The 18768-nt window shown below is 58.9% G+C and carries 16 protein-coding genes; 7 read left to right on the top strand and 9 right to left on the bottom strand.

What is annotated here, in order from left to right; genetic code table 11:
• Positions 1-26: 26 nt before the first annotated feature.
• On the bottom strand, positions 27-1325 hold the full coding sequence (locus ACYZT5_RS22895) for a murein hydrolase activator EnvC family protein (RefSeq protein WP_462047525.1): 1299 nt from the start codon (positions 1323-1325) through the stop codon (positions 27-29).
• A gap of 212 nt (positions 1326-1537) precedes the next feature.
• Entirely contained in the window at positions 1538-3067 is a 1530-nt protein-coding gene (gene gpmI / locus ACYZT5_RS22890) for a 2,3-bisphosphoglycerate-independent phosphoglycerate mutase (RefSeq protein WP_462047524.1), read from the bottom strand.
• A gap of 153 nt (positions 3068-3220) precedes the next feature.
• Here gpmI and ACYZT5_RS22885 point away from each other — a divergent pair, with 153 nt between their 5' ends.
• From ACYZT5_RS22885 to secB, 3 genes are read left to right on the top strand one after another with little or no spacing between them, the layout of a single operon-like run.
• On the top strand, positions 3221-3634 hold the full coding sequence (locus ACYZT5_RS22885) for a rhodanese-like domain-containing protein (protein WP_415758305.1): 414 nt from the start codon (positions 3221-3223) through the stop codon (positions 3632-3634).
• A 1-nt stretch (position 3635) separates the two neighbouring features.
• The gene (gene grxC / locus ACYZT5_RS22880; protein WP_008149430.1) at positions 3636-3890 is read left to right on the top strand and encodes a glutaredoxin 3; all 255 of its coding nucleotides are present in this window, start codon (positions 3636-3638) and stop codon (positions 3888-3890) included.
• A 41-nt stretch (positions 3891-3931) separates the two neighbouring features.
• Positions 3932-4417 carry a protein-export chaperone SecB gene (secB, locus tag ACYZT5_RS22875; protein WP_007949026.1) on the top strand — a complete coding sequence of 162 codons (486 nt, stop codon included), beginning with the start codon at positions 3932-3934 and terminating at the stop codon, positions 4415-4417.
• Between the two features lie 166 nt (positions 4418-4583).
• Here secB and ACYZT5_RS22870 read toward each other — a convergent pair whose 3' ends face one another.
• A complete protein-coding gene (locus ACYZT5_RS22870) occupies positions 4584-5039 on the bottom strand; it encodes a tRNA (cytidine(34)-2'-O)-methyltransferase (RefSeq protein WP_462047523.1) in 456 nt (151 codons plus the stop codon).
• On the opposite strand from ACYZT5_RS22870, the gene ACYZT5_RS22865 reads away from it, so the two are divergent.
• Entirely contained in the window at positions 5038-5478 is a 441-nt protein-coding gene (locus ACYZT5_RS22865) for a hypothetical protein (RefSeq protein ID WP_462047522.1), read from the top strand. The two genes, ACYZT5_RS22870 and ACYZT5_RS22865, sit on opposite strands and share 2 nt — an antisense overlap.
• 549 nt (positions 5479-6027) lie before the next feature.
• Here ACYZT5_RS22865 and ntrC read toward each other — a convergent pair.
• From ntrC to glnA, 5 genes are all read right to left on the bottom strand, one after another.
• Positions 6028-7464, bottom strand: coding sequence for a nitrogen regulation protein NR(I) (gene ntrC, locus ACYZT5_RS22860; RefSeq protein WP_128872249.1), 1437 nt, complete (start codon positions 7462-7464; stop codon positions 6028-6030).
• Entirely contained in the window at positions 7461-8546 is a 1086-nt protein-coding gene (gene glnL, locus ACYZT5_RS22855) for a nitrogen regulation protein NR(II) (protein ID WP_462047521.1), read from the bottom strand. Before glnL ends, ntrC begins: the two co-directional genes overlap by 4 nt.
• A 230-nt stretch (positions 8547-8776) precedes the next feature.
• Positions 8777-9397 carry a DUF4124 domain-containing protein gene (locus tag ACYZT5_RS22850; protein ID WP_462047520.1) on the bottom strand — a complete coding sequence of 207 codons (621 nt, stop codon included), beginning with the start codon at positions 9395-9397 and terminating at the stop codon, positions 8777-8779.
• Positions 9394-9909 (bottom strand): DUF4124 domain-containing protein, encoded by a 516-nt coding sequence (locus ACYZT5_RS22845; protein WP_462047519.1) that lies wholly within the window; start codon positions 9907-9909, stop codon positions 9394-9396. Before ACYZT5_RS22845 ends, ACYZT5_RS22850 begins: the two co-directional genes overlap by 4 nt.
• Before the next feature lie 280 nt (positions 9910-10189).
• Entirely contained in the window at positions 10190-11596 is a 1407-nt protein-coding gene (glnA, locus tag ACYZT5_RS22840) for a glutamate--ammonia ligase (RefSeq protein ID WP_007907861.1), read from the bottom strand.
• Positions 11597-11926: 330 nt separating this feature from the next.
• On the opposite strand from glnA, the gene thiI reads away from it, so the two are divergent.
• Entirely contained in the window at positions 11927-13381 is a 1455-nt protein-coding gene (gene thiI, locus ACYZT5_RS22835) for a tRNA uracil 4-sulfurtransferase ThiI (RefSeq protein ID WP_462047518.1), read from the top strand.
• Positions 13382-13520: 139 nt separating this feature from the next.
• Positions 13521-15341, top strand: coding sequence for a translational GTPase TypA (gene typA / locus ACYZT5_RS22830; protein ID WP_462047517.1), 1821 nt, complete (start codon positions 13521-13523; stop codon positions 15339-15341).
• A 191-nt stretch (positions 15342-15532) separates the two neighbouring features.
• Here the strand turns inward: typA and ACYZT5_RS22825 are convergent, their stop codons facing one another.
• Positions 15533-15976, bottom strand: a complete 444-nt coding sequence (locus tag ACYZT5_RS22825; RefSeq protein ID WP_201115328.1) for a YkgJ family cysteine cluster protein — start codon at positions 15974-15976, stop codon at positions 15533-15535.
• A gap of 254 nt (positions 15977-16230) precedes the next feature.
• Here ACYZT5_RS22825 and ACYZT5_RS22820 point away from each other — a divergent pair, with 254 nt between their 5' ends.
• Complete coding sequence (locus ACYZT5_RS22820; protein WP_462047516.1) at positions 16231-18681, top strand: glycogen/starch/alpha-glucan phosphorylase; 2451 nt, start codon at positions 16231-16233, stop codon at positions 18679-18681.
• The last annotated feature ends 87 nt before the right edge of the window (positions 18682-18768 follow it).

Raw genomic sequence — 18768 nt, 5'->3', positions numbered from 1 at the left:
AACTCCTAATGTAGGTGACTCAGCGCCTATCCTTGCGCGCGGCACCATTGCGCCGGATCACTCGGGTGACCCTGCTGACGAATAGCGAAATACAGCGCTGGTGTGTCCTGCCCGCCACTGCTACCCACAGTGGAGATGGACTCACCGGCTTTTACCACGTCACCCGCAGACTTGAGCAGCGTCTGGTTGTGACCATAAAGACTCAAAAAACCGTTGCCGTGGTCGAGAATCACCAGCAGCCCGGCGCCACGCAACCAGTCGGCGAACACCACGCGACCGCCATGCACGGCGTGCACCTGGCTGCCGGCGGAAGCGCTGATCATCACGCCGTCCCACTTGGTGCGGGCGTCATCGCCACGGGTTTCGCCAAAGCGTGCCAGCAGTCGACCATCAACCGGCCAAGGAAGTTTTCCCCGGGTTGAAGCGAAAGGGCCGCCAAAGGTCTCGCCTGAGCTTGATACCAGAGCGCCGGGCGTCGATTTAACGGGTTTGCGTGGGGCGTCAGTGGCGTCTGCGTCTGCTTCAGCCTGAGCCTCACGTAAACGCTTTTTTTCGGCTTCCTGCTGGGCGATCAGCGCTTTTTGCCGCGCTTCCTCTGCCTCTCGGGCCTGACGGGCCAGGGTTTCCTCAATGGTTTTAAGGACTTTAGACAGATCTGCCTGATCCTGCTCGCGGGCTGCCAGCTTCTGATCGCGGGCCTTCACGTCGTCGCTGAGCTTGGCCAGGACTTGCTGGCGCTCCTTGCGGACTTTGTCGAGTTCGTCGCGCTGGCTGTCAAGGCTGCTTTTCTGTACCAGCAATTGCGCCTGTTGCATGGCGATGTCTTTTTCGACATTGGCCAGTTGGCGCAGGGTTTCGTTGAAATTCTTCAGCTGCTCCAGGCGGGCCTGGCTCAGGTAATCGTAATAGGTGAGGGTGCGGGCGAATTTTTCCGGGTTCTGCTGGTTGAGCAGCAGCTTCAAGTACTCCTGACGGCCGTTTTGATAGGCCGCGCGGGCCTGAATGGCGATCAGCCGTTGCTGTTCAATGCGCGCGCTCTGGAGTTTTTTTTTCTCGGCATCGAGTCGCTGCAGCTCGGATTCGCTTTTCTTCAGCTCTTTTTGCAGGGCTTCGACCTGCTTCTCAAGCTTGCCCATCTCGGTCTCGGTGCCTTTGAGGTCTTTTTGCACACCGGATTTTTCTTCCTGGAGCTTGCCCAGCAGTTTTTTCAGCTCGGCAATGTCCTGACGCGTGGCGTCCAACTGTTGTTGGGTTTGCGTGCGCTCGTCAGCAAAGGCCGGTTGGAGCAGGCATGTCAGAGCAAGGGCTATCAGGACGCGAAGCATAGAGGCGGGCGACACCAGGGAAAGGGACAGCCTAGTATGCCCGCCAAGCGCTGCAAAAAAAACGCCCAATTGGGGCTGTGTGATGACTGGACTGGGTTCGGCGGTGAAAACACCGCCAAACCAATGTGGGAGCGGCGGTGCGACGATTCGACTTGCTCGCTCCCACAGTTGATTTGTGGTGCTTCAGGGGATTTGAGTCAATCCCCCGCCATTCAGACCAGAATCGACGTACCGGTCATCTCAGCCGGTTTTTCCAGGTCCATCAACATCAGCATGGTCGGTGCCACATCCGCCAGCACGCCGCCGTCGCGAACCTTGAAGTTACGCTTGCCGACATAGATGAACGGCACCGGTTCGGTGGTGTGGGCGGTATGCGCCTGGCCGGTGGATTCGTCGGCCATTTGCTCGACGTTGCCGTGGTCGGCAGTGATCAGCGCTTCGCCGCCGACTTTTTCCAGCGCGTCAACGATGCGGCCGACGCACAGGTCCAGGCATTCAACGGCTTTGACGGCTGCGTCGAACACGCCGCTGTGGCCGACCATGTCGCCGTTGGCGTAGTTGACCACAATCACGTCGTAACGCTGGTTTTCGATAGCATCGACGATGCGATCGGTGACTTCCGGGGCGCTCATCTCGGGCTGCAAGTCATAAGTGGCGACTTTCGGCGACGGGATCAGGATGCGCTCCTCGCCCGGGAACGGTTCTTCGCGGCCACCGGAGAAGAAGAAGGTCACGTGGGCATACTTCTCGGTTTCGGCGATGCGCAGCTGGGTCTTGCCGTTTTTCGCCAGGTAGTCGCCCAGCACGTTGTCCAGGCTGCCCGCAGCGAAGGCCGATGGCGCGGGAATGCTGGCGGCGTACTGGGTCAGCATGACGAAGCCGGCCAGTTTTGGCTGGCGGGCACGTTCGAATTCCTTGAAATCGTCTTCAACGAACACGCGGGTCAGTTCACGGGCGCGGTCGGCGCGGAAGTTCATGAACACCACGGCGTCACCGTCTTCGACCTTCACCGGCTCACCGATGGAGGTGGCTTTGACGAATTCGTCGCTCTCGCCACGTTCGTACGCCGCTTGCAGGCCTTCCTGAGCGGTGGCGGCGTTGAATTCGCCACTGCCATCGACAATCAGGTTGTAGGCCTGGGACACGCGGTCCCAACGGTTGTCACGGTCCATGGCGAAGTAACGGCCAATAATGCTGGCGATCCGGCCTTTGCCGAGGGCCTGGAAAGACGCGTCGAGCAGTTCGATGGACGACTGGGCGCTTTTCGGCGGCGTGTCGCGGCCATCGAGGAAGGCGTGCAGATAGATTTTTTCAGCGCCGCGTTTGTAGGCCAGTTCGGCCATGGCAACCAGGTGATCCTGGTGGCTGTGAACGCCGCCCTCGGAGAGCAGGCCCATGAAGTGCACGGCTTTGCCGGCAGCAACGGCTTTATCGACAGCGGCGCAGATGGTCGGGTTTTCGAAAAACTCGCCATCGCGGATCGATTTGGTCACTCGCGTGAAGTCCTGATACACCACGCGGCCGGCGCCGAGGTTCATGTGGCCGACTTCGGAGTTGCCCATCTGGCCATCCGGCAGGCCGACGTCCATGCCACTGCCCGAGATCAGGCCGTTCGGCACGGTGGCCCATAAACGGTCCAGCACGGGCTTCTTGGCCGCATAGATGGCATTGGATTCAGGGCTCTCACTGTGACCGAAGCCGTCGAGAATAATCAGGACCAAAGGTTTAGGCGTGGTAGTCATGGATTCCACTCGTGGCTGAGTTAAAAGAGGGCGATGGAAAAGGGAGTGGCAGTTTAAAGGCAAGTTCAATCCACGTCACCGCCGGACGGGGTTTGGCCCACCATAGTGGCTGTGTATACTGGCCGACATTTTAACGCCCTGGAACCTCCTTCGATGGTTGCTCACCTGATTGAATTTGCCACTAACCACTATCTGCTCGTCGGTATCTTCGTCGTACTGCTGGCGTTGCTGATCGCTTATCAGATGCAAGGCGGCGGCCGCAGCCTGAGCACCGGTGAACTGACCGGGCTGGTCAACAAGGACGCGGGCGTTGTCATCGACATTCGCTCGAACAAGGATTTCGCCGCCGGTCACATCGTTGGTGCGTTGAACATTCCTCACGACAAACTGACCGCTCGCGTCGGCGAACTGGAAAAGCACAAGGCCAAGACCATCATCCTGGTCGATGCCATGGGCCAGACTGCCGGCACTCATGCCCGCGAACTGATGAAATCCGGCTTCACCGCCGCCAAGCTCTCCGGCGGTATTTCCAGCTGGAAGGGTGACAACCTGCCGCTGGTGAAGTGATATGAGCAACGTCGTCGTCTATTCCAGCGATTACTGCCCTTACTGCTCGCGAGCCAAGTATCTGCTCGAGAACAAAGGTGTGGCCTTCGAAGAGATCAAGGTCGATGGCAAGCCGCAGGTGCGTGCCGCCATGGCTCAGAAGGCCGGACGTACGTCCGTGCCGCAGATCTGGATCGGCAGCACCCACGTGGGCGGTTGTGATGATTTGTTTGCCCTTGAGCGCGCCGGCAAGCTCGACGCCATGCTCAAGGCCTGAACGCCTTCCCTATAAGACCCCAAGATCAGAAAGGATCTGAGATGACTGACCAACAGAACACTGCAGCTAGCGAAGAAGAAACCGCACCGCAATTCTCCTTGCAGCGCATCTACGTACGTGACTTGTCCTTTGAAGCCCCGAAAAGCCCGGCAATCTTCCGCCAGCAGTGGGAACCGAGCGTCGGTCTGGATCTGAACACCCGTCAAAAGGCGCTGGAAGGTGACTTCCACGAAGTCGTGCTGACCCTGTCCGTCACCGTGAAGAACGGCGACGAAGTGGCGTTCATTGCTGAAGTGCAACAGGCCGGGATCTTCCTGATCAAGAACCTCGATGACGCTTCGATGAGCCACACCCTCGGCGCGTTCTGCCCGAACATCCTGTTCCCGTACGCTCGCGAGACCCTGGACAGCCTGGTGACCCGCGGTTCGTTCCCGGCCCTGATGCTGGCTCCGGTGAACTTCGACGCGCTGTACGCACAGGAACTGCAACGCATGCAGGCTGCGGGCGAGACTCCGACCGTTCAGTAAGCGTTCGATGCAGAAACGAAAAAAGCGCCGTAACAGGCGCTTTTTTCTTGGGTGATCGTTCCCACGCTCTGCGTGGGAATGCCTCAAGGGACGCTCCGCGTCCAGTGACGCGGAGCGTCACGGGCTGCATTCCCACGCAGAGCGTGGGAACGATCAGGTTACGAGATTACTTGAACCCGAGCTGACGCCAGCCTTCATACACGGCAACCGCTACGGTGTTTGACAGGTTCAGGCTGCGGCAGCCTTCACGCATCGGCAGGCGCAGGCGCTGTTCACCGGGCAGGGCATCGAGTACTTCCGCCGGCAAACCACGGCTTTCCGGGCCGAACAGGAACGCATCGCCCTCGGCGAAGCTGGCATCGTGGAACGGCCGCGAGCCCTTGGTGGTGAAGGCGAACAGCCGAGGATGGCCGAGGCTTTCCAGGCAGCTGGCGAGGTCTGTGTGGCGTTGCAGGGTGGCATACTCGTGGTAATCGAGGCCGGCCCGGCGCAGGCGCTTGTCGTCCATCTCGAAGCCCAGCGGTTCGATCAAATGCAGGTGGCAGCCACTGTTGGCGCACAGCCTGATAACGTTGCCGGTATTCGGCGGAATTTCTGGTTGGAAAAGGATGACGTGAAACATGCACGGCTCCGAAGGTAAAGATGAGCAGCATTCTACGCCGCAAGCGGATCCGCGTTCGAAACTATTCCCGCGCGTGATGGCTTCGCTGGCGATTGTCGGAGTGATGGTAGGGCTGATGATCGGTCGCCTGACCACCCCCGACCCCAGCGAATTGCAGCAAGTGGAGGTGACGAACGATGGGCTGGTGGTGTGGTTCAACAACGAACCCAAGGCTCACGGCGAGTTTGTGGACGGTAGCCTCGCGCTGCTGTTTGAGGCTGAAGGCAAGGCGCAGAAAGGTCAGCTCAAAATCAACGACAAGGGCGTTAACTGGCGCGTGCGTTTGAGTGATGGGGGGTTGTTGCTGACGGTGGTGGCGGCCCGGCCACTGCAGGGCGAGTGGGCCGGTAGTGAGGTCGATGACCGTTGGCGGCTGGAGATCCATCTCCGAGAGCAATAAAAGAGGGAATCCCCGGCCTGCCTGTACCAAGGTTCCCAAAACGGCAGGGCTCGCGCATTGCGTCGTGAGCCCGGTGTAAAGAAGGAACCCCTGACCTGCCTGTATCAAGGGCCCCAAAACTGCTTGGGCTCGTCGCTAGTGCGGTGTGAGCCCGGTGTAAAGAGGGGAATCCCCGGCCTGCCTGTACCAAGGTCCCCGAAACTGGGTAGTGAACCGAATCACTGAATGGACTATTGCAGGGGGCGTGCCAGGTTTTAACGAGTTGAAACAGAAAGTCGCTGACCAGCGCTGAAAGCCCCGTAATTAGGGGCTTTTGTGTTTTTGCTGTTCGGATTTTGTTGCGGATGAATCGAGGATTTCAGAGTAGATATCGTGCGCGATTGCGGTTCACGGTGCATTGCGGCGGTGCACGGAGGGTGTTGCGGTTGATCGTTCCCACGCTCTGCGTGGGAATGCAGCCCGGGACGCTCCGCGTCCCTGCCGAAGCGGACGCAGAGCGTCCATTGAGGCATTCCCACGCGGGAGCGTGGGAATGATCATGTGGCGGAGTTAACCCTCATCCCCCTCATCATCATCCCCACCATCAACCTTCATCCCCAATTCCTTGATCTTGCGAGTCAGGGTATTACGCCCCCAACCCAGCAAAACCGCAGCATCGCGACGCCGCCCGGCGGTGTGTTTGAGGGCGGTCTCGATCATGATCCGCTCGAAGGCCGGCACGGCGCTGTCGAGCAGGTTCGACTGACCACGGGCCAGCGCCTGATCAGCCCACTGGCGCAGCGCTTGCTCCCAGTTGGTCACCGGTGCTGAATCCTGCGGCAGGTTCAGCAGCTCCGGCGGCAGGTCGCTGATGTGCACTTCGCGACCCGAAGCCATCACCGTGATCCAGCGGCAGGTGTTTTCCAGCTGACGCACGTTCCCGCCCCACGGCAGGTTCTTCAGGTATTCCTCGGTTTCACTTTTCAGCAGTTTCGGCTCCACCGCCAGTTCTTGCGCGGCGCGGCTGAGGAAGTGCTTGGCCAGGGTCGGGATGTCTTCGCGACGGTCTGATAGCCGTGGAATATGGATGCGGATTACGTTGAGGCGGTGGAACAAGTCCTCACGGAATTTCCCGGCGTGCACCAGGGTTTCCAGATTCTGGTGAGTCGCGGCGATGATTCGCACATCGACCTTCACCGGCACATGGCCGCCGACGCGATAGAACTCGCCGTCCGCTAACACCCGCAGCAAACGAGTCTGGGTGTCTGCCGGCATGTCGCCGATTTCATCGAGGAACAGTGTGCCGCCGTCAGCCTGTTCAAAGCGACCGCGACGCAGGTTGGCCGCGCCGGTGAACGCGCCTTTTTCATGGCCGAACAACTCGGATTCCATCAGGTCTTTCGGGATTGCCGCCATGTTCAGCGCGATGAACGGCGAAGACGCCCGTGGGCTGTGACGGTGCAGAGCGTGGGCCACGAGTTCTTTACCGGTACCGGATTCGCCGTTGATCAGCACGGTGATGTTGGAGTGGCTCAAGCGCCCGATGGCGCGAAACACTTCCTGCATTGCCGGCGCTTCACCGATGATTTCCGGGGTGCGGGTCAAGGCGACCGGGACTTCCAGGCCTTGTTGTTCCTGAGCGTGCTGGTTTGCACGTTTGACCAGCGACACCGCTTCGTCAACGTCGAACGGTTTTGGCAGGTATTCAAACGCGCCGCCCTGATAGGACGCGACAGCGCTGTCCAGATCGGAGTGAGCGGTCATGATGATGACCGGCAGCCGTGGGTGTTGTTCGCGAATCCGCGCCAGTAGGTCCAGACCGCTGGCGCCGGGCATGCGGATGTCGGAGATGATCACGTCCGGCTGCTGGCGCGCCAGGCGGCTCATCACGCCATCGGCGCTGTCGAAGCTTTGCGTGGTCATGCCTTCTTGCTGCAAGGCTTTTTCCAGGACCCAACGGATAGAACGGTCGTCATCGACGATCCACACGGTTTCACTACGGCTCATGTCGATGTGGCTCCTTGTTCCAGTGGCAGAAAGATCGAGAAGGTGGTGTGGCCTGGATGGCTGTCACATTCGATCAGGCCCTGGTGCTGGCTGATGATGTTCTGGGTTATGGCCAGGCCCAGCCCGGTACCGTCCGGACGGCCGCTGACCATGGGAAAGAAGATGGTTTCCTGCAACTCCGCGGGAATGCCCGGGCCGTTGTCGATGATTTCGATCTTGGTCACCAGGCGATGACGCACGTGGCCGATGGTGAACTGGCGCATGGCGCGGGTACGCAGGCTGATGCGGCCAAGGCGCAGCTCGTTCTGGCTGCTGATGGCCTGCATCGCATTGCGCACAATGTTCAGCACGGCCTGAATCATTTGTTCGCGGTCGATCAACACGTCGGGAATGCTGGGGTCGTAGTCGCGCACCAACGTGATGCAGCCCTGACTTTCGGCTTCCACCAGATGACAGACGCGTTCGAGCACTTCGTGGACGTTGCACATCGCCAGTGACGGCAGTTTGTTGGAACCGAGCATGCGATCGACCAGGTTGCGAAGGCGGTCGGCCTCTTCAATGATCACGTTGGTGTAGTCGCGCAGGCTTTCTTCCGGCAGTTCGCGAGCGAGTAATTGCGCCGCGCCGCGTATCCCGCCGAGAGGATTCTTGATTTCGTGAGCGAGGCCGCGCACCAGCATCTTGCTGGTTTCCTGCTTCGACAGCTGCGCTTCTTCCTTGGTAATGCGCAGCAAGCGGTCACGGGGGTGGACTTCCAGCAACAGCATGGTGTCGCCGCTAGCCAGGATCGGTGTTACCGCATAGTCGACGGTCAGGGTCTGGCCGGTGAGGGCGGTGAGCATCGCTTCGCGCTTGGTGAACGGGTGCGCCTGCTCGACCGCCTGGCGCAGGGAGTTCAGCGCCTCGGTGGATTCGGTGAACAACTCGCTGATGAACTGCCCATGGCTACGCTGACCGCTAATGGCCAGGAGCATCTCCGCCGCCGGGTTCATGTACTCAAGGCGCAGTTCGGCGTCGAGCAGGATGGTGGCGGTGGTCAGGTTGTCGAGTAGCAATCGATGCAGTGCGTCGCTAATGGTCATCAGGACCTCTTTTGGAGCGGAGCGTGCGCAAGAAACAAGCGCTGATACCGGGAAAATGCAAAAACCAAACCAAGGCTCCGAAAAGAAGCGTTTAAGGCCTGAAACGGGCGTTTGACGCTCGTTTGCGTGGCGTTCTGCCAGCTTTGGCGGGTACTTTCGAACCAAAATGGGTTGGGGTGTGGGTACGGTGCAACCAATTGCACCAATATAGTGCGCAAACCCGAACGGCGTTAGAAGAAGCGCAGGAAGGGATTTTTTTCTTCTACGGGTTTGTCTTTGAGCGGGCATTCCGGCCGTTGGCCGTAATCGGGGAGGGCGCAGGGTTTGACCTGACGCTTCTGCGCGAGGGAGATGCGCAGCATGTGGAACGGCTGGTTGGCTGTGCGCTCAACGATGCGGCCCTGTTCGTCGAGGATTTCCACAGAGAGGTTATGGCTGCCGCGATCGATGTTGCTCAGAGCGAATACCGGGCTTGGGCCGGGCTCTGCGGTGGGTTGGCCGTCGAGGAGCAATCGGTAGCGATGGCCCCGTTGCAGGCCGGGTTCGCTGGTAACGCTGACGATAACCTCGCCGGCGCTGCTGCGCACTGTGGCGTCTGGTTCCGGCACCAGTACTCTCAGCATGTCGTAGTGGAACAGTGGTTTTGTTTCGGTCTTCTTTCCAACAATCACTGGTGCTGCGCCGCCAGGGTTGGCGGACATGCGATTACTCGTCGCCATCGGCACGCGCTTGGCGTTGCCGGAGCCTGGCTGGTCGGTGTAGACCCGATTGCCCTGGGCGTCGACGTAGGTGAAGACCTCGGCCGTCACCGGCAGGGCGATCAGGCATGCGATCAACAGCCATACCCTCACGGCTTATGCACCCGTTGTACGGTGAACGTCACGGTGGGACTTTGCTGCACGAGGTTTTCCCCATCGATCACCTGTACCGCCAGGCTGTGTTCGCCGCGATCGACGTTCACCAGTTGCAGGATCGGAACGTTGCTCGGTTGTCCGTAGGGCTGGTCGTCGAGCAACAGCCTGAACAGATGAGGGCCTTGCAGGCGGGGTTTGATCAGCACGTTGACGGTGAAGGTGCCGTTGTTGGCGCGCAAGGCCTCCTCGGTGGGCAGGCCGGTCAGTTCCAGTACCTCGTAGGCGCTGCGTGGTTGCTCACGGTGGTTGGCTTCGGCAGGCGGTGCAGGTTCGCCCGGCGGCTGGCTTTCGACACGGTTGAGCGGAGGTAATTCGACCGGTTGAGCTTTAACGCCATCGGGCGGTTGATTGCTGTAGGCGGTGTTGCCGTCGGCGTCGGTGTACTTATAGATCTGCGCTGCGGCGGGCAGGGCGATCAGCAGCAAGATGAATAGAAAACCACGACCCATAAAATCGACCAGAAACGAAAGCGTTGAGGTGCAGCATAGGTCAGGGGCGGCGGTTGGCCCAAGTTGTAAACATTTGGGAATGAATTTCCGCGATGTGATCGTTCCCACGCTCTGCGTGGGAACGCCTCTAGGGACGCTCCGCGTCCAGTGACGCGGAGCGTCACGGGCTGCATTCCCACGCAGAGCGTGGGAACGATGAGGGCATAAAACCTCGCCCACAAAAAAGGCCTCCCGAAGGAAGCCTCTTTTTTGTTACGCCGCTTGCGCAGGCGCTACCGGATTAGCAGCTGTAGTACAGCTCGTATTCCAGTGGGTGTACGAAGGTACGTACTTTGATTTCTTCTTCGCTTTTCAGGGCGATGTAAGCGTCGATGAAGTCGTCGCTGAAAACGCCGCCTTTGGTCAGGAACGCACGACCTTTGTCCAGCTCTTCCAGGGCTTCTTTCAGGCTGCCGCAAACTTGTGGGATCTCTTTCGCCTCTTCAGGCGGCAGGTCGTACAGGTTTTTGTCAGCGGCGTCGCCAGGGTGGATCTTGTTCTGGATGCCGTCCAGGCCAGCCATCAGCAGTGCAGCGAAGCCCAGGTACGGGTTGGCTGCTGGATCCGGGAAGCGGGCTTCGATACGGCGAGCGCGAGGGCTGGACACGTAAGGAATACGGATCGAAGCGGAACGGTTGCGAGCCGAGTAGGCCAGCATTACTGGCGCTTCGAAACCTGGGACCAGACGCTTGTAGGAGTTGGTCGACGGGTTGGTGAAGCCGTTCAGGGCCTTACCGTGCTTGATGATGCCGCCAATGAAGTACAGAGCGGTGTCGGACAGGCCGGCATAGCCTTCGCCAGCGAAGGTGTTCTTGCCATCTTTGGCGATGGACAGGTGAACGTGCATACCCGAACCGTTGTCGCCGTACAGAGGCTTAGGCATGAAGGTCGCGGTGCGGCCGTATGCATCAGCAACGTTGTGTACGCAGTACTTCAGGGTCTGAACTTCGTCAGCCTTGGCAACCAGGGTGTTGAACTTCACACCGATTTCGTTCTGGCCGGCAGTCGCCACTTCGTGGTGGTGAACTTCGATGACCAGGCCCATTTCTTCCATGGCGTTGCACATGGAGGTACGGATTTCGTGGTCGTGGTCGAACGGCGGAACCGGGAAGTAGCCGCCTTTGACGCCTGGACGGTGGCCTTTGTTGCCGCCTTCCACGTCCTGGTCGGACATCCACGAACCTTGTTCGGAGAAGATTTTGAACATGGAGCCGGAGATGTCGGACTTGAACTTCACTTCGTCGAAGATGAAGAATTCAGGCTCTGGACCAACAAATACGGTGTCACCGATACCGGTCGACTTCAGGTATTCCTCGGCACGCTTGGCGATCGCACGTGGGTCACGGTCGTAGCCTTGCATGGTCGAAGGCTCGATCACGTCGCAAACCAGGATCAGGGTTGGCTCTTCGGTGAACGGGTCGAGAACGGCAGTGCTGTCGTCCGGCATCAGGATCATGTCGGAGGCTTCGATGCCTTTCCAGCCAGCGATGGAGGAACCGTCGAACATTTTGCCTTCTTCGAAGAAAGCTTCATCCAGCCCGTCGCGAGCCGGCATGGTCACGTGGTGCTGAGTGCCTTTGGTGTCCGTGAAGCGCAGATCAATCCACTTGACGTCATGATCTTTGATGAGTTGAACCGACTTCGACATAGTGTCCTCCGGGTGGCTTCGGGCTTAGTAGTGGATGCCCTTAGAATGTGGGTGATGCCGGCGCGAATACTCTGCCAAGGCAACCTGCCTCACAAGGGAGCAAATTACATGCCAGTGCCCCACCATGGGTTTTTTGCCCCAATATCACGCTTATAAAGGAACAAAGCAGCACAGAACTGGAAATCGCGCCCCGTAATGTAGCGTTAAATTCAGCAAATGACCTGTTTTGGTGCGCACAAAACCTTCTGCACATTAACTGGTTAAACCTTGAGCAATTTCCGCTATAATCCGCGCCCCCCTTTTTCGGCTGGCCCAGCGCGCGCTGTTTTCATGAAACTAATCGTAAAAGTCTTCCCCGAGATCACCATCAAGAGCCGCCCGGTACGGATGCGTTTCATCCGCCAGTTGGCCAAAAACATCCGTACCGTGCTCCGCGACCTGGACCCGGCTGTGGTGGTGAACGGTGTGTGGGACAATCTCGAGCTGGAAACCCGCGTCAGCGAGCCCAAAGCCCTGAAGGAGATGACCGAGCGCCTGAGCTGCATGCCGGGCATCGCGCATTTCCTGCAGGTCGACGAATACCCGCTGGGCGACTTCGACGACATCGTCGCCAAGTGCAAGCAGCACTTCGGTGATGCGTTGGCCGGGAAGATCTTTTCGGTGCGCTGCAAGCGTGCCGGCAAGCACGAATTCAGCTCGATGGACGTCGAGAAATACGTCGGCAGCCAACTGCGTCGTCAGTGCAGCGCCGCCGGAATCTCGCTGAAAGACCCGGAAATCGAAGTTCGCATCGAAATTCGCGACAAACGGTTGTTTGTGATCCACAGCCAGCACAACAGCATCGGCGGTTATCCGCTGGGTGCCCTGGAACAGACACTTGTGCTGATGTCTGGCGGTTTCGATTCCACCGTCGCCGCTTACCAGATCATGCGCCGCGGGCTGATGAGCCATTTTTGCTTCTTCAATCTGGGCGGACGAGCCCATGAACTGGGCGTTATGGAAGTCGCGCACTTCATCTGGAAGAAGTACGGCAGCTCCCAACGCGTGTTATTTGTGAGTGTGCCATTCGAGGAAGTACTGGGAGAAATTCTCGGTAAAGTCGATAACAGTCATATGGGCGTGGTTTTGAAGCGTATGATGTTGCGCGCTGCTTCCCGTATTGCCGATCGGCTGGACATCGATGCGCTGGTCACCGGCGAAGCGATTTCCCAAGTGTCGAGCCAGACGCTGCCGAACCTGTCCGTGATCGACTGCGTGACCGACAAGCTGGTCTTGCGTCCGCTGATCGCCAGTCACAAGCAGGACATCATCGACCTGGCCAACGAAATCGGTACTGCCGACTTCGCCAAGCACATGCCGGAATACTGCGGGGTCATCTCGGTGAACCCCAAGACCCACGCCAAGCGTCCGCGCGTGGAGTACGAAGAACAACAGTTCGACATGGCAGTGCTTGAGCGTGCGCTCGAGAACGCCAAACTGGTGCCGATCGATCGCGTGATCGACGAATTGGGCCAGGATGTGCAGATTGAAGAAGTCAGCGAAGCGCTGGCCGGTCAGATCGTTATCGACATCCGTCACCCGGATGCCGCTGAAGATGACCCGCTGGACTTGGCTGGCATCGAGGTACAAGCGATGCCGTTTTATGCATTGAACGCTCGTTTCAAGGAACTGGACCCTACTCGCCAGTACCTGCTGTATTGCGACAAAGGCGTGATGAGTCGCCTGCATGCCCACCATTTGCTCAGTGAGGGGCATGCCAATGTGCGCGTTTATCGACCGAGCTAAGAGCCCGGGGCTGTTTGCCTGTGGCCTGCGTCACCGGCCCCCCGACTCTGCCGTCAAGCTGTAACGGCAAGGCCTGACTCTACTGTTAATCGCTGCCACGACCTGTCAGCACACCGAATCCTCTGATCGAGATACACAAGTGATCGAAAATCTACGTAACATCGCCATCATTGCTCACGTTGACCATGGTAAGACCACCCTGGTAGACAAACTCTTGCGTCAATCCGGCACCCTGGAGCGCAACGAGCTCAACGACGAGCGCGTGATGGACTCCAACGACCAGGAGAAAGAACGCGGTATTACCATTCTGGCGAAAAACACCGCCATCAACTGGAACGGCCACCACATCAACATCGTGGACACCCCGGGCCACGCCGACTTCGGCGGCGAAGTTGAACGCGTAATGTCGATGGTTGACTCCGTTCTGCTGCTGGTTGACGCTCAAGACGGCCCTATGCCGCAAACCCGTTTCGTGACCAAGAAGGCTTTCGAAGCCGGCCTGCGTCCAATCGTGGTCATCAACAAGGTTGACCGTCCAGGCGCGCGTCCGGACTGGGTTCTGGACCAGATCTTCGACCTGTTCGACAACCTGGGTGCTACCGAAGAACAGCTGGACTTCAAAGTCGTCTACGCCTCGGCCCTGAACGGCATTGCCGGTCTGGAACACACCGACATGGCTGAAGACATGACCCCGCTGTACCAGGCGATCATTGACCACGTTCCGGCTCCAAAAGTTGACCGTGACGGTCCGTTCCAGATGCAAATCTCGGCACTGGACTACAACAGCTTCCTGGGTGTTATCGGCGTTGGCCGTATCGCCCGTGGTCGCGTCAAGCCGAACACTCAAGTTGTGGCTATCGACGCCGACGGCAAGAAGCGCAACGGTCGTATCCTGAAGCTGATGGGTCACCACGGCCTGCACCGCATCGACGTTGATGAAGCAGCTGCCGGCGACATCGTCTGCATCAGCGGCTTCGACCAGCTGTTCATCTCCGACACTCTGTGCGACCCACTGAACGTCGAAGCGATGAAGCCGCTGACCGTTGACGAACCAACCGTTTCCATGACCTTCCAGGTTAACGACTCGCCGTTCTGCGGTCGTGAAGGCAAGTTCGTCACCAGCCGTAACATCAAGGAACGTCTGGACAAAGAACTGCTCTACAACGTTGCTCTGCGCGTTGAAGAAGGCGACACCGCCGACAAGTTCAAAGTCTCCGGCCGTGGTGAGTTGCACCTCTCGGTACTGATCGAAACCATGCGTCGCGAAGGCTTCGAAATGGGTGTTGGTCGTCCGGAAGTGATCATCCGCATGGTTGACGGCGTCAAGCACGAACCGTACGAAAACGTGACCATCGACCTGCCGGAAGAATCCCAGGGTTCGATCATGGAACAGATCGGTATCCGTAAGGGCGACCTGACCAACATGGTTCCGGATGGCAAGGGCCGTGTGCGCCTTGAGTACAACATCCCGGCTCGTGGCTTGATCGGTTTCCGTAACGAGTTCCTGACCCTGACCTCCGGTGCAGGCATCCTGACCTCGATCTTCGACCGTTACGACGTGATGAAGTCCGGCGACATGTCCGGCCGTCAGAACGGCGTGCTGGTTTCGGTGGCTACCGGTAAGGCTCTGACTTACTCGCTGGAAACCCTGCAAGCTCGCGGCAAATTGTTCCTGGGCCACGGTGAAGACGTGTACGAAGGTCAAATCGTCGGCATCAACAGCCGCGACAACGACCTGGGCGTCAACCCAACCAAAGGCAAGAAGCTCGACAACATGCGTGCTTCGGGTAAAGACGAAACCATCGCTCTGGTTCCGCCTATCCGCTTCACCCTGGAGCAGGCTCTGGAATTCGTTCAAGAAGACGAATTGTGCGAAGTCACTCCTAAGTCCATCCGTCTTCGCAAGAAGATCCTGGGCGAAAGCGAGCGTACCCGCGCTGCCAAGAAAGCCGGTAACTGAGTTTCGACTTAGTTAGCCGCTAAAAAAACGCCCCCGATCGTAAGGTCGGGGGCGTTTTTGTTTGTCTGGGGTGATCGTTCCCACGCTCTGCGTGGGAATGCCTCAATGGACGCTCTGCGTCCGCTTTGGGACGCGGAGCGTCCCGGGCTGCATTGCCACGCGGAGCGTGGGAACGATCATGTGGGGGGGCGTTAAAACTTCTCGAGGGTGCGACGGCTACTGCTGGTCTCACGCGCCACTTCTTTGGGCTTGTAAGCGCAATACCCCGGCCGAGGCCCGATTTTCGGGTGGTTGCGGCAAGTATCCGGGCGCTTTTCATAAATAGTGCACAGACGGCTCTTACGATCCAGGTACAGGCAATCGTTGTTACTCATTCGCTGAAGGGTGAAGATCTCGGACTTCTGGTTGTAACGCTCGACGATGCCTTCCTTCTGCAGACGCTTGGCGATGTTCTTTGGCGGCTCGCCGCGCTCGAACTCATCGACGATGCCGATACGGATCAGATCCTTGATCTTGACCTCGACCGGCAGGGTGCAGCAGCTGGAAACGCACGAACCGCACATCGGGGCGGAGTACTTGGCCCAGGTGTCGAGGCGGTCGATCTCCGCAGCGGCGATCAGGTTGGACTTCATCATCGGTTGTTACCAGCGTGCATCAGGGCGCGCGATCATACCGGGACTGGTGGATTTTTGAACAACCTTTCGCCAGATTTTTTCGTGTGCCGCCCAATAACACCTGTAACCCGGCACGGCCCCTGCATTCTTTCCGGTGCGCGACAAGGTAATGTCGATCTATCTCACACTAACGGGAAAATCTGCCGAACCAGAGTTCCAACGGCCTGTCTGACGGTCTAGGCTCAACTACTCCACGCTTGCTCGAGGTCCTATCGATGACTCAAGAACCACTTGTTCGCGAAGCAGAGGTGGCCGCATTCCGCGACGCCGTCTTGACCAAGCTCACCTACGCGGTGGGCAAAGACCCGGATCACGCCTTCGACCACGACTGGTTCGAAGCCATTGCCCTGGCGGCGCGCGATCACATGGTCGAGCACTGGATGGACCACACCCGGCAGATCTACCGCAAAGGTCAAAAGCGGGTTTATTACCTCTCCCTCGAATTTCTGATCGGCCGTCTGCTCTACGACAGCCTGAGCAACCTTGGCCTGCTGGACGTCGCCCGCGAGGCCCTGACTGAGCTCGGCGTCGACCTTGAACGCATCCGCCTGCTGGAACCCGACGCAGCGCTGGGCAACGGCGGCCTCGGTCGTCTGGCCGCGTGCTTCATGGAAAGCATGTCGACACTCGGCATTGCCGGCCACGGTTACGGCATTCGTTACGAACACGGCTTGTTCCGCCAGGCCATCGTTGACGGCTGGCAGCAGGAGCAGACCGAACACTGGCTGGATTTCGGTAACCCTTGGGAGTTCGAACGGCCAGAGGTCGTTTACCCGATCGGCTTCGGCGGCAGTGTCGAAACGGTCACCGACGAAACCGGCAAGTCCAAGCAAGTCTGGACACCCGTGGAAACCGTTCGCGCGATTGCTTATGACACGCCGGTCGTCGGCTGGCGCGGGGCGAGCGTCAACACGCTGCGCTTGTGGCGCGCCCGGGCCATGGAAGATTTACACCTGGAACGCTTCAACGCCGGTGACCACTTGGGCGCCGTGGCAGAAGTCGCCCGGGCCGAAAGTATTTCCCGTGTGCTCTACCCGGCGGACAGCACCGAAGCGGGCCAGGAACTGCGCCTGCGTCAGGAGTATTTCTTTGTCGCCGCGTCCTTGCAGGACTTGCTGCGCCGTCATCGCAACATGCACACCTCGGTCCTGACCCTGGGCGATCATGCCGCGATCCAGCTCAACGACACCCATCCCTCGATTGCCGTGGCCGAGCTGATGCGTCAGCTGGTCGATGTTTACGACGTCGCGTGGGATGCGGCGTGGCAAGTCACCGTCGACACGCTGTCCTACACCAACCACACACTGTTGCCGGAAGCGCTGGAAACCTGGCCGGTCGGTTTGATGGAGCGGATGTTGCCGCGGCACATGCAGATCATTTATTTGATCAATGCCCAGCACATCGATTCGCTGCGCGCCAAAGGTATTCACGACTTTGAAGTGCTGCGCGCGGTGTCGCTGATCGAGGAAGACAACGGCCGCCGCGTGCGCATGGGCAACCTGGCGTTCCTCGGTTCCCACAGCGTCAACGGCGTCTCCGCACTGCACACGCAGTTGATGCGCAAAACGGTGTTTTCCGAACTGCACAAAATCTACCCGGACCGGATCAACAACAAGACCAACGGCATCACCTTCCGCCGCTGGCTCTACCAGGCCAACCCGGAGCTGACCTCGATGATGGTCGACGCCCTCGGCCCGGATCTGCTGGACAACCCCGAAGAACGTTTGCGCGACCTTGAACCTTTCGCCGAGAAAGCCGCGTTCCGCAAGGCGTTCGCCGAGCAGCGCCTGCACAGCAAGAAAGCCCTGGCGTACATCATTCATGAACGACTGGGGGTCGCGGTCAACCCGGCAGCGATGTTCGACGTACAGGTCAAACGGATCCACGAATACAAACGTCAGTTGCTCAACCTGTTGCACACCGTCGCGCTGTATCAGGCCATTCGCGCCGAGCCGGAAATCGATTGGGTGCCGCGGGTGAAGATCTTTGCCGGTAAGGCCGCAGCCAGTTATCACCAGGCCAAGCTGATCATCAAATTGACCAACGACATCGCCCGGGTGGTGAACAACGATCCGACCGTGCGCGGTTTGCTGAAAGTGGTGTTCTTGCCCAACTACAACGTCAGTCTGGCGGAAAGCATCATTCCGGCAGCGGATTTATCGGAGCAGATTTCCACCGCAGGCTTCGAAGCGTCGGGTACCAGTAACATGAAGTTCGGCCTCAACGGCGCGCTGACCATCGGCACCCTCGATGGCGCTAACGTCGAAATGTGCGAACGCATCGGCGCCGAACACATGTTTATCTTCGGCCTCAGCGCTCAGCAGGTTGAAGCGCGCAAGCAGAATCATGAGTTCAATGCGACGCCGGATATTGCGGCATCGCATCGGCTTAATGACGTGCTGCAAGCGATTCGCGGCGGGGTGTTCTCGCCGGATGACCCTTCCCGTTACGCAGGATTGATCGATTCGCTGATCGACTACGATCGCTTCCTGGTCTGCGCCGATTTCGACTCTTACTGGGACGCGCAGATGCGCGTTGAAGCCCATTGGCACGATTCAAAGGAATGGTGGCGTTCGGCGGTGTTGAGCACTTCCCGGATGGGCTGGTTCTCCTCCGACCGGACCATTCGCGAGTACGCCACGGATATCTGGAAAGCGCTGGAGTAACTTTTAGCAATAATTGCGAGCAAGGCCCGACGGTTGTTGGGCCTGGCCGATATACTGAGCGTCAGTTTGCCGGATTGGCCACTGCGC

This window comes from Pseudomonas sp. LB3P14, from assembly GCF_054898045.1.
Note: the sequence above shows the minus strand (reverse complement) of the source record. Positions and strands in the feature narration are given on the sequence as shown.

Coding starts and splice junctions, on each gene's coding strand:
- grxC (WP_008149430.1), top strand. CDS start 3,636: ATGAGCAACGTCGTCGTCTATTCCAGCGATTACTGCCCTTACTGCTCG.
- glnL (WP_462047521.1), bottom strand. CDS start 8,546: ATGACCATTAGCGACGCACTGCATCGATTGCTACTCGACAACCTGACC.
- ACYZT5_RS22865 (WP_462047522.1), top strand. CDS start 5,038: ATGCACGGCTCCGAAGGTAAAGATGAGCAGCATTCTACGCCGCAAGCG.
- secB (WP_007949026.1), top strand. CDS start 3,932: ATGACTGACCAACAGAACACTGCAGCTAGCGAAGAAGAAACCGCACCG.
- gpmI (WP_462047524.1), bottom strand. CDS start 3,067: ATGACTACCACGCCTAAACCTTTGGTCCTGATTATTCTCGACGGCTTC.
- ACYZT5_RS22820 (WP_462047516.1), top strand. CDS start 16,231: ATGACTCAAGAACCACTTGTTCGCGAAGCAGAGGTGGCCGCATTCCGC.
- ACYZT5_RS22885 (WP_415758305.1), top strand. CDS start 3,221: ATGGTTGCTCACCTGATTGAATTTGCCACTAACCACTATCTGCTCGTC.
- ntrC (WP_128872249.1), bottom strand. CDS start 7,464: ATGAGCCGTAGTGAAACCGTGTGGATCGTCGATGACGACCGTTCTATC.
- ACYZT5_RS22845 (WP_462047519.1), bottom strand. CDS start 9,909: ATGGGTCGTGGTTTTCTATTCATCTTGCTGCTGATCGCCCTGCCCGCC.
- glnA (WP_007907861.1), bottom strand. CDS start 11,596: ATGTCGAAGTCGGTTCAACTCATCAAAGATCATGACGTCAAGTGGATT.
- ACYZT5_RS22825 (WP_201115328.1), bottom strand. CDS start 15,976: ATGATGAAGTCCAACCTGATCGCCGCTGCGGAGATCGACCGCCTCGAC.
- thiI (WP_462047518.1), top strand. CDS start 11,927: ATGAAACTAATCGTAAAAGTCTTCCCCGAGATCACCATCAAGAGCCGC.
- ACYZT5_RS22870 (WP_462047523.1), bottom strand. CDS start 5,039: ATGTTTCACGTCATCCTTTTCCAACCAGAAATTCCGCCGAATACCGGC.
- ACYZT5_RS22895 (WP_462047525.1), bottom strand. CDS start 1,325: ATGCTTCGCGTCCTGATAGCCCTTGCTCTGACATGCCTGCTCCAACCG.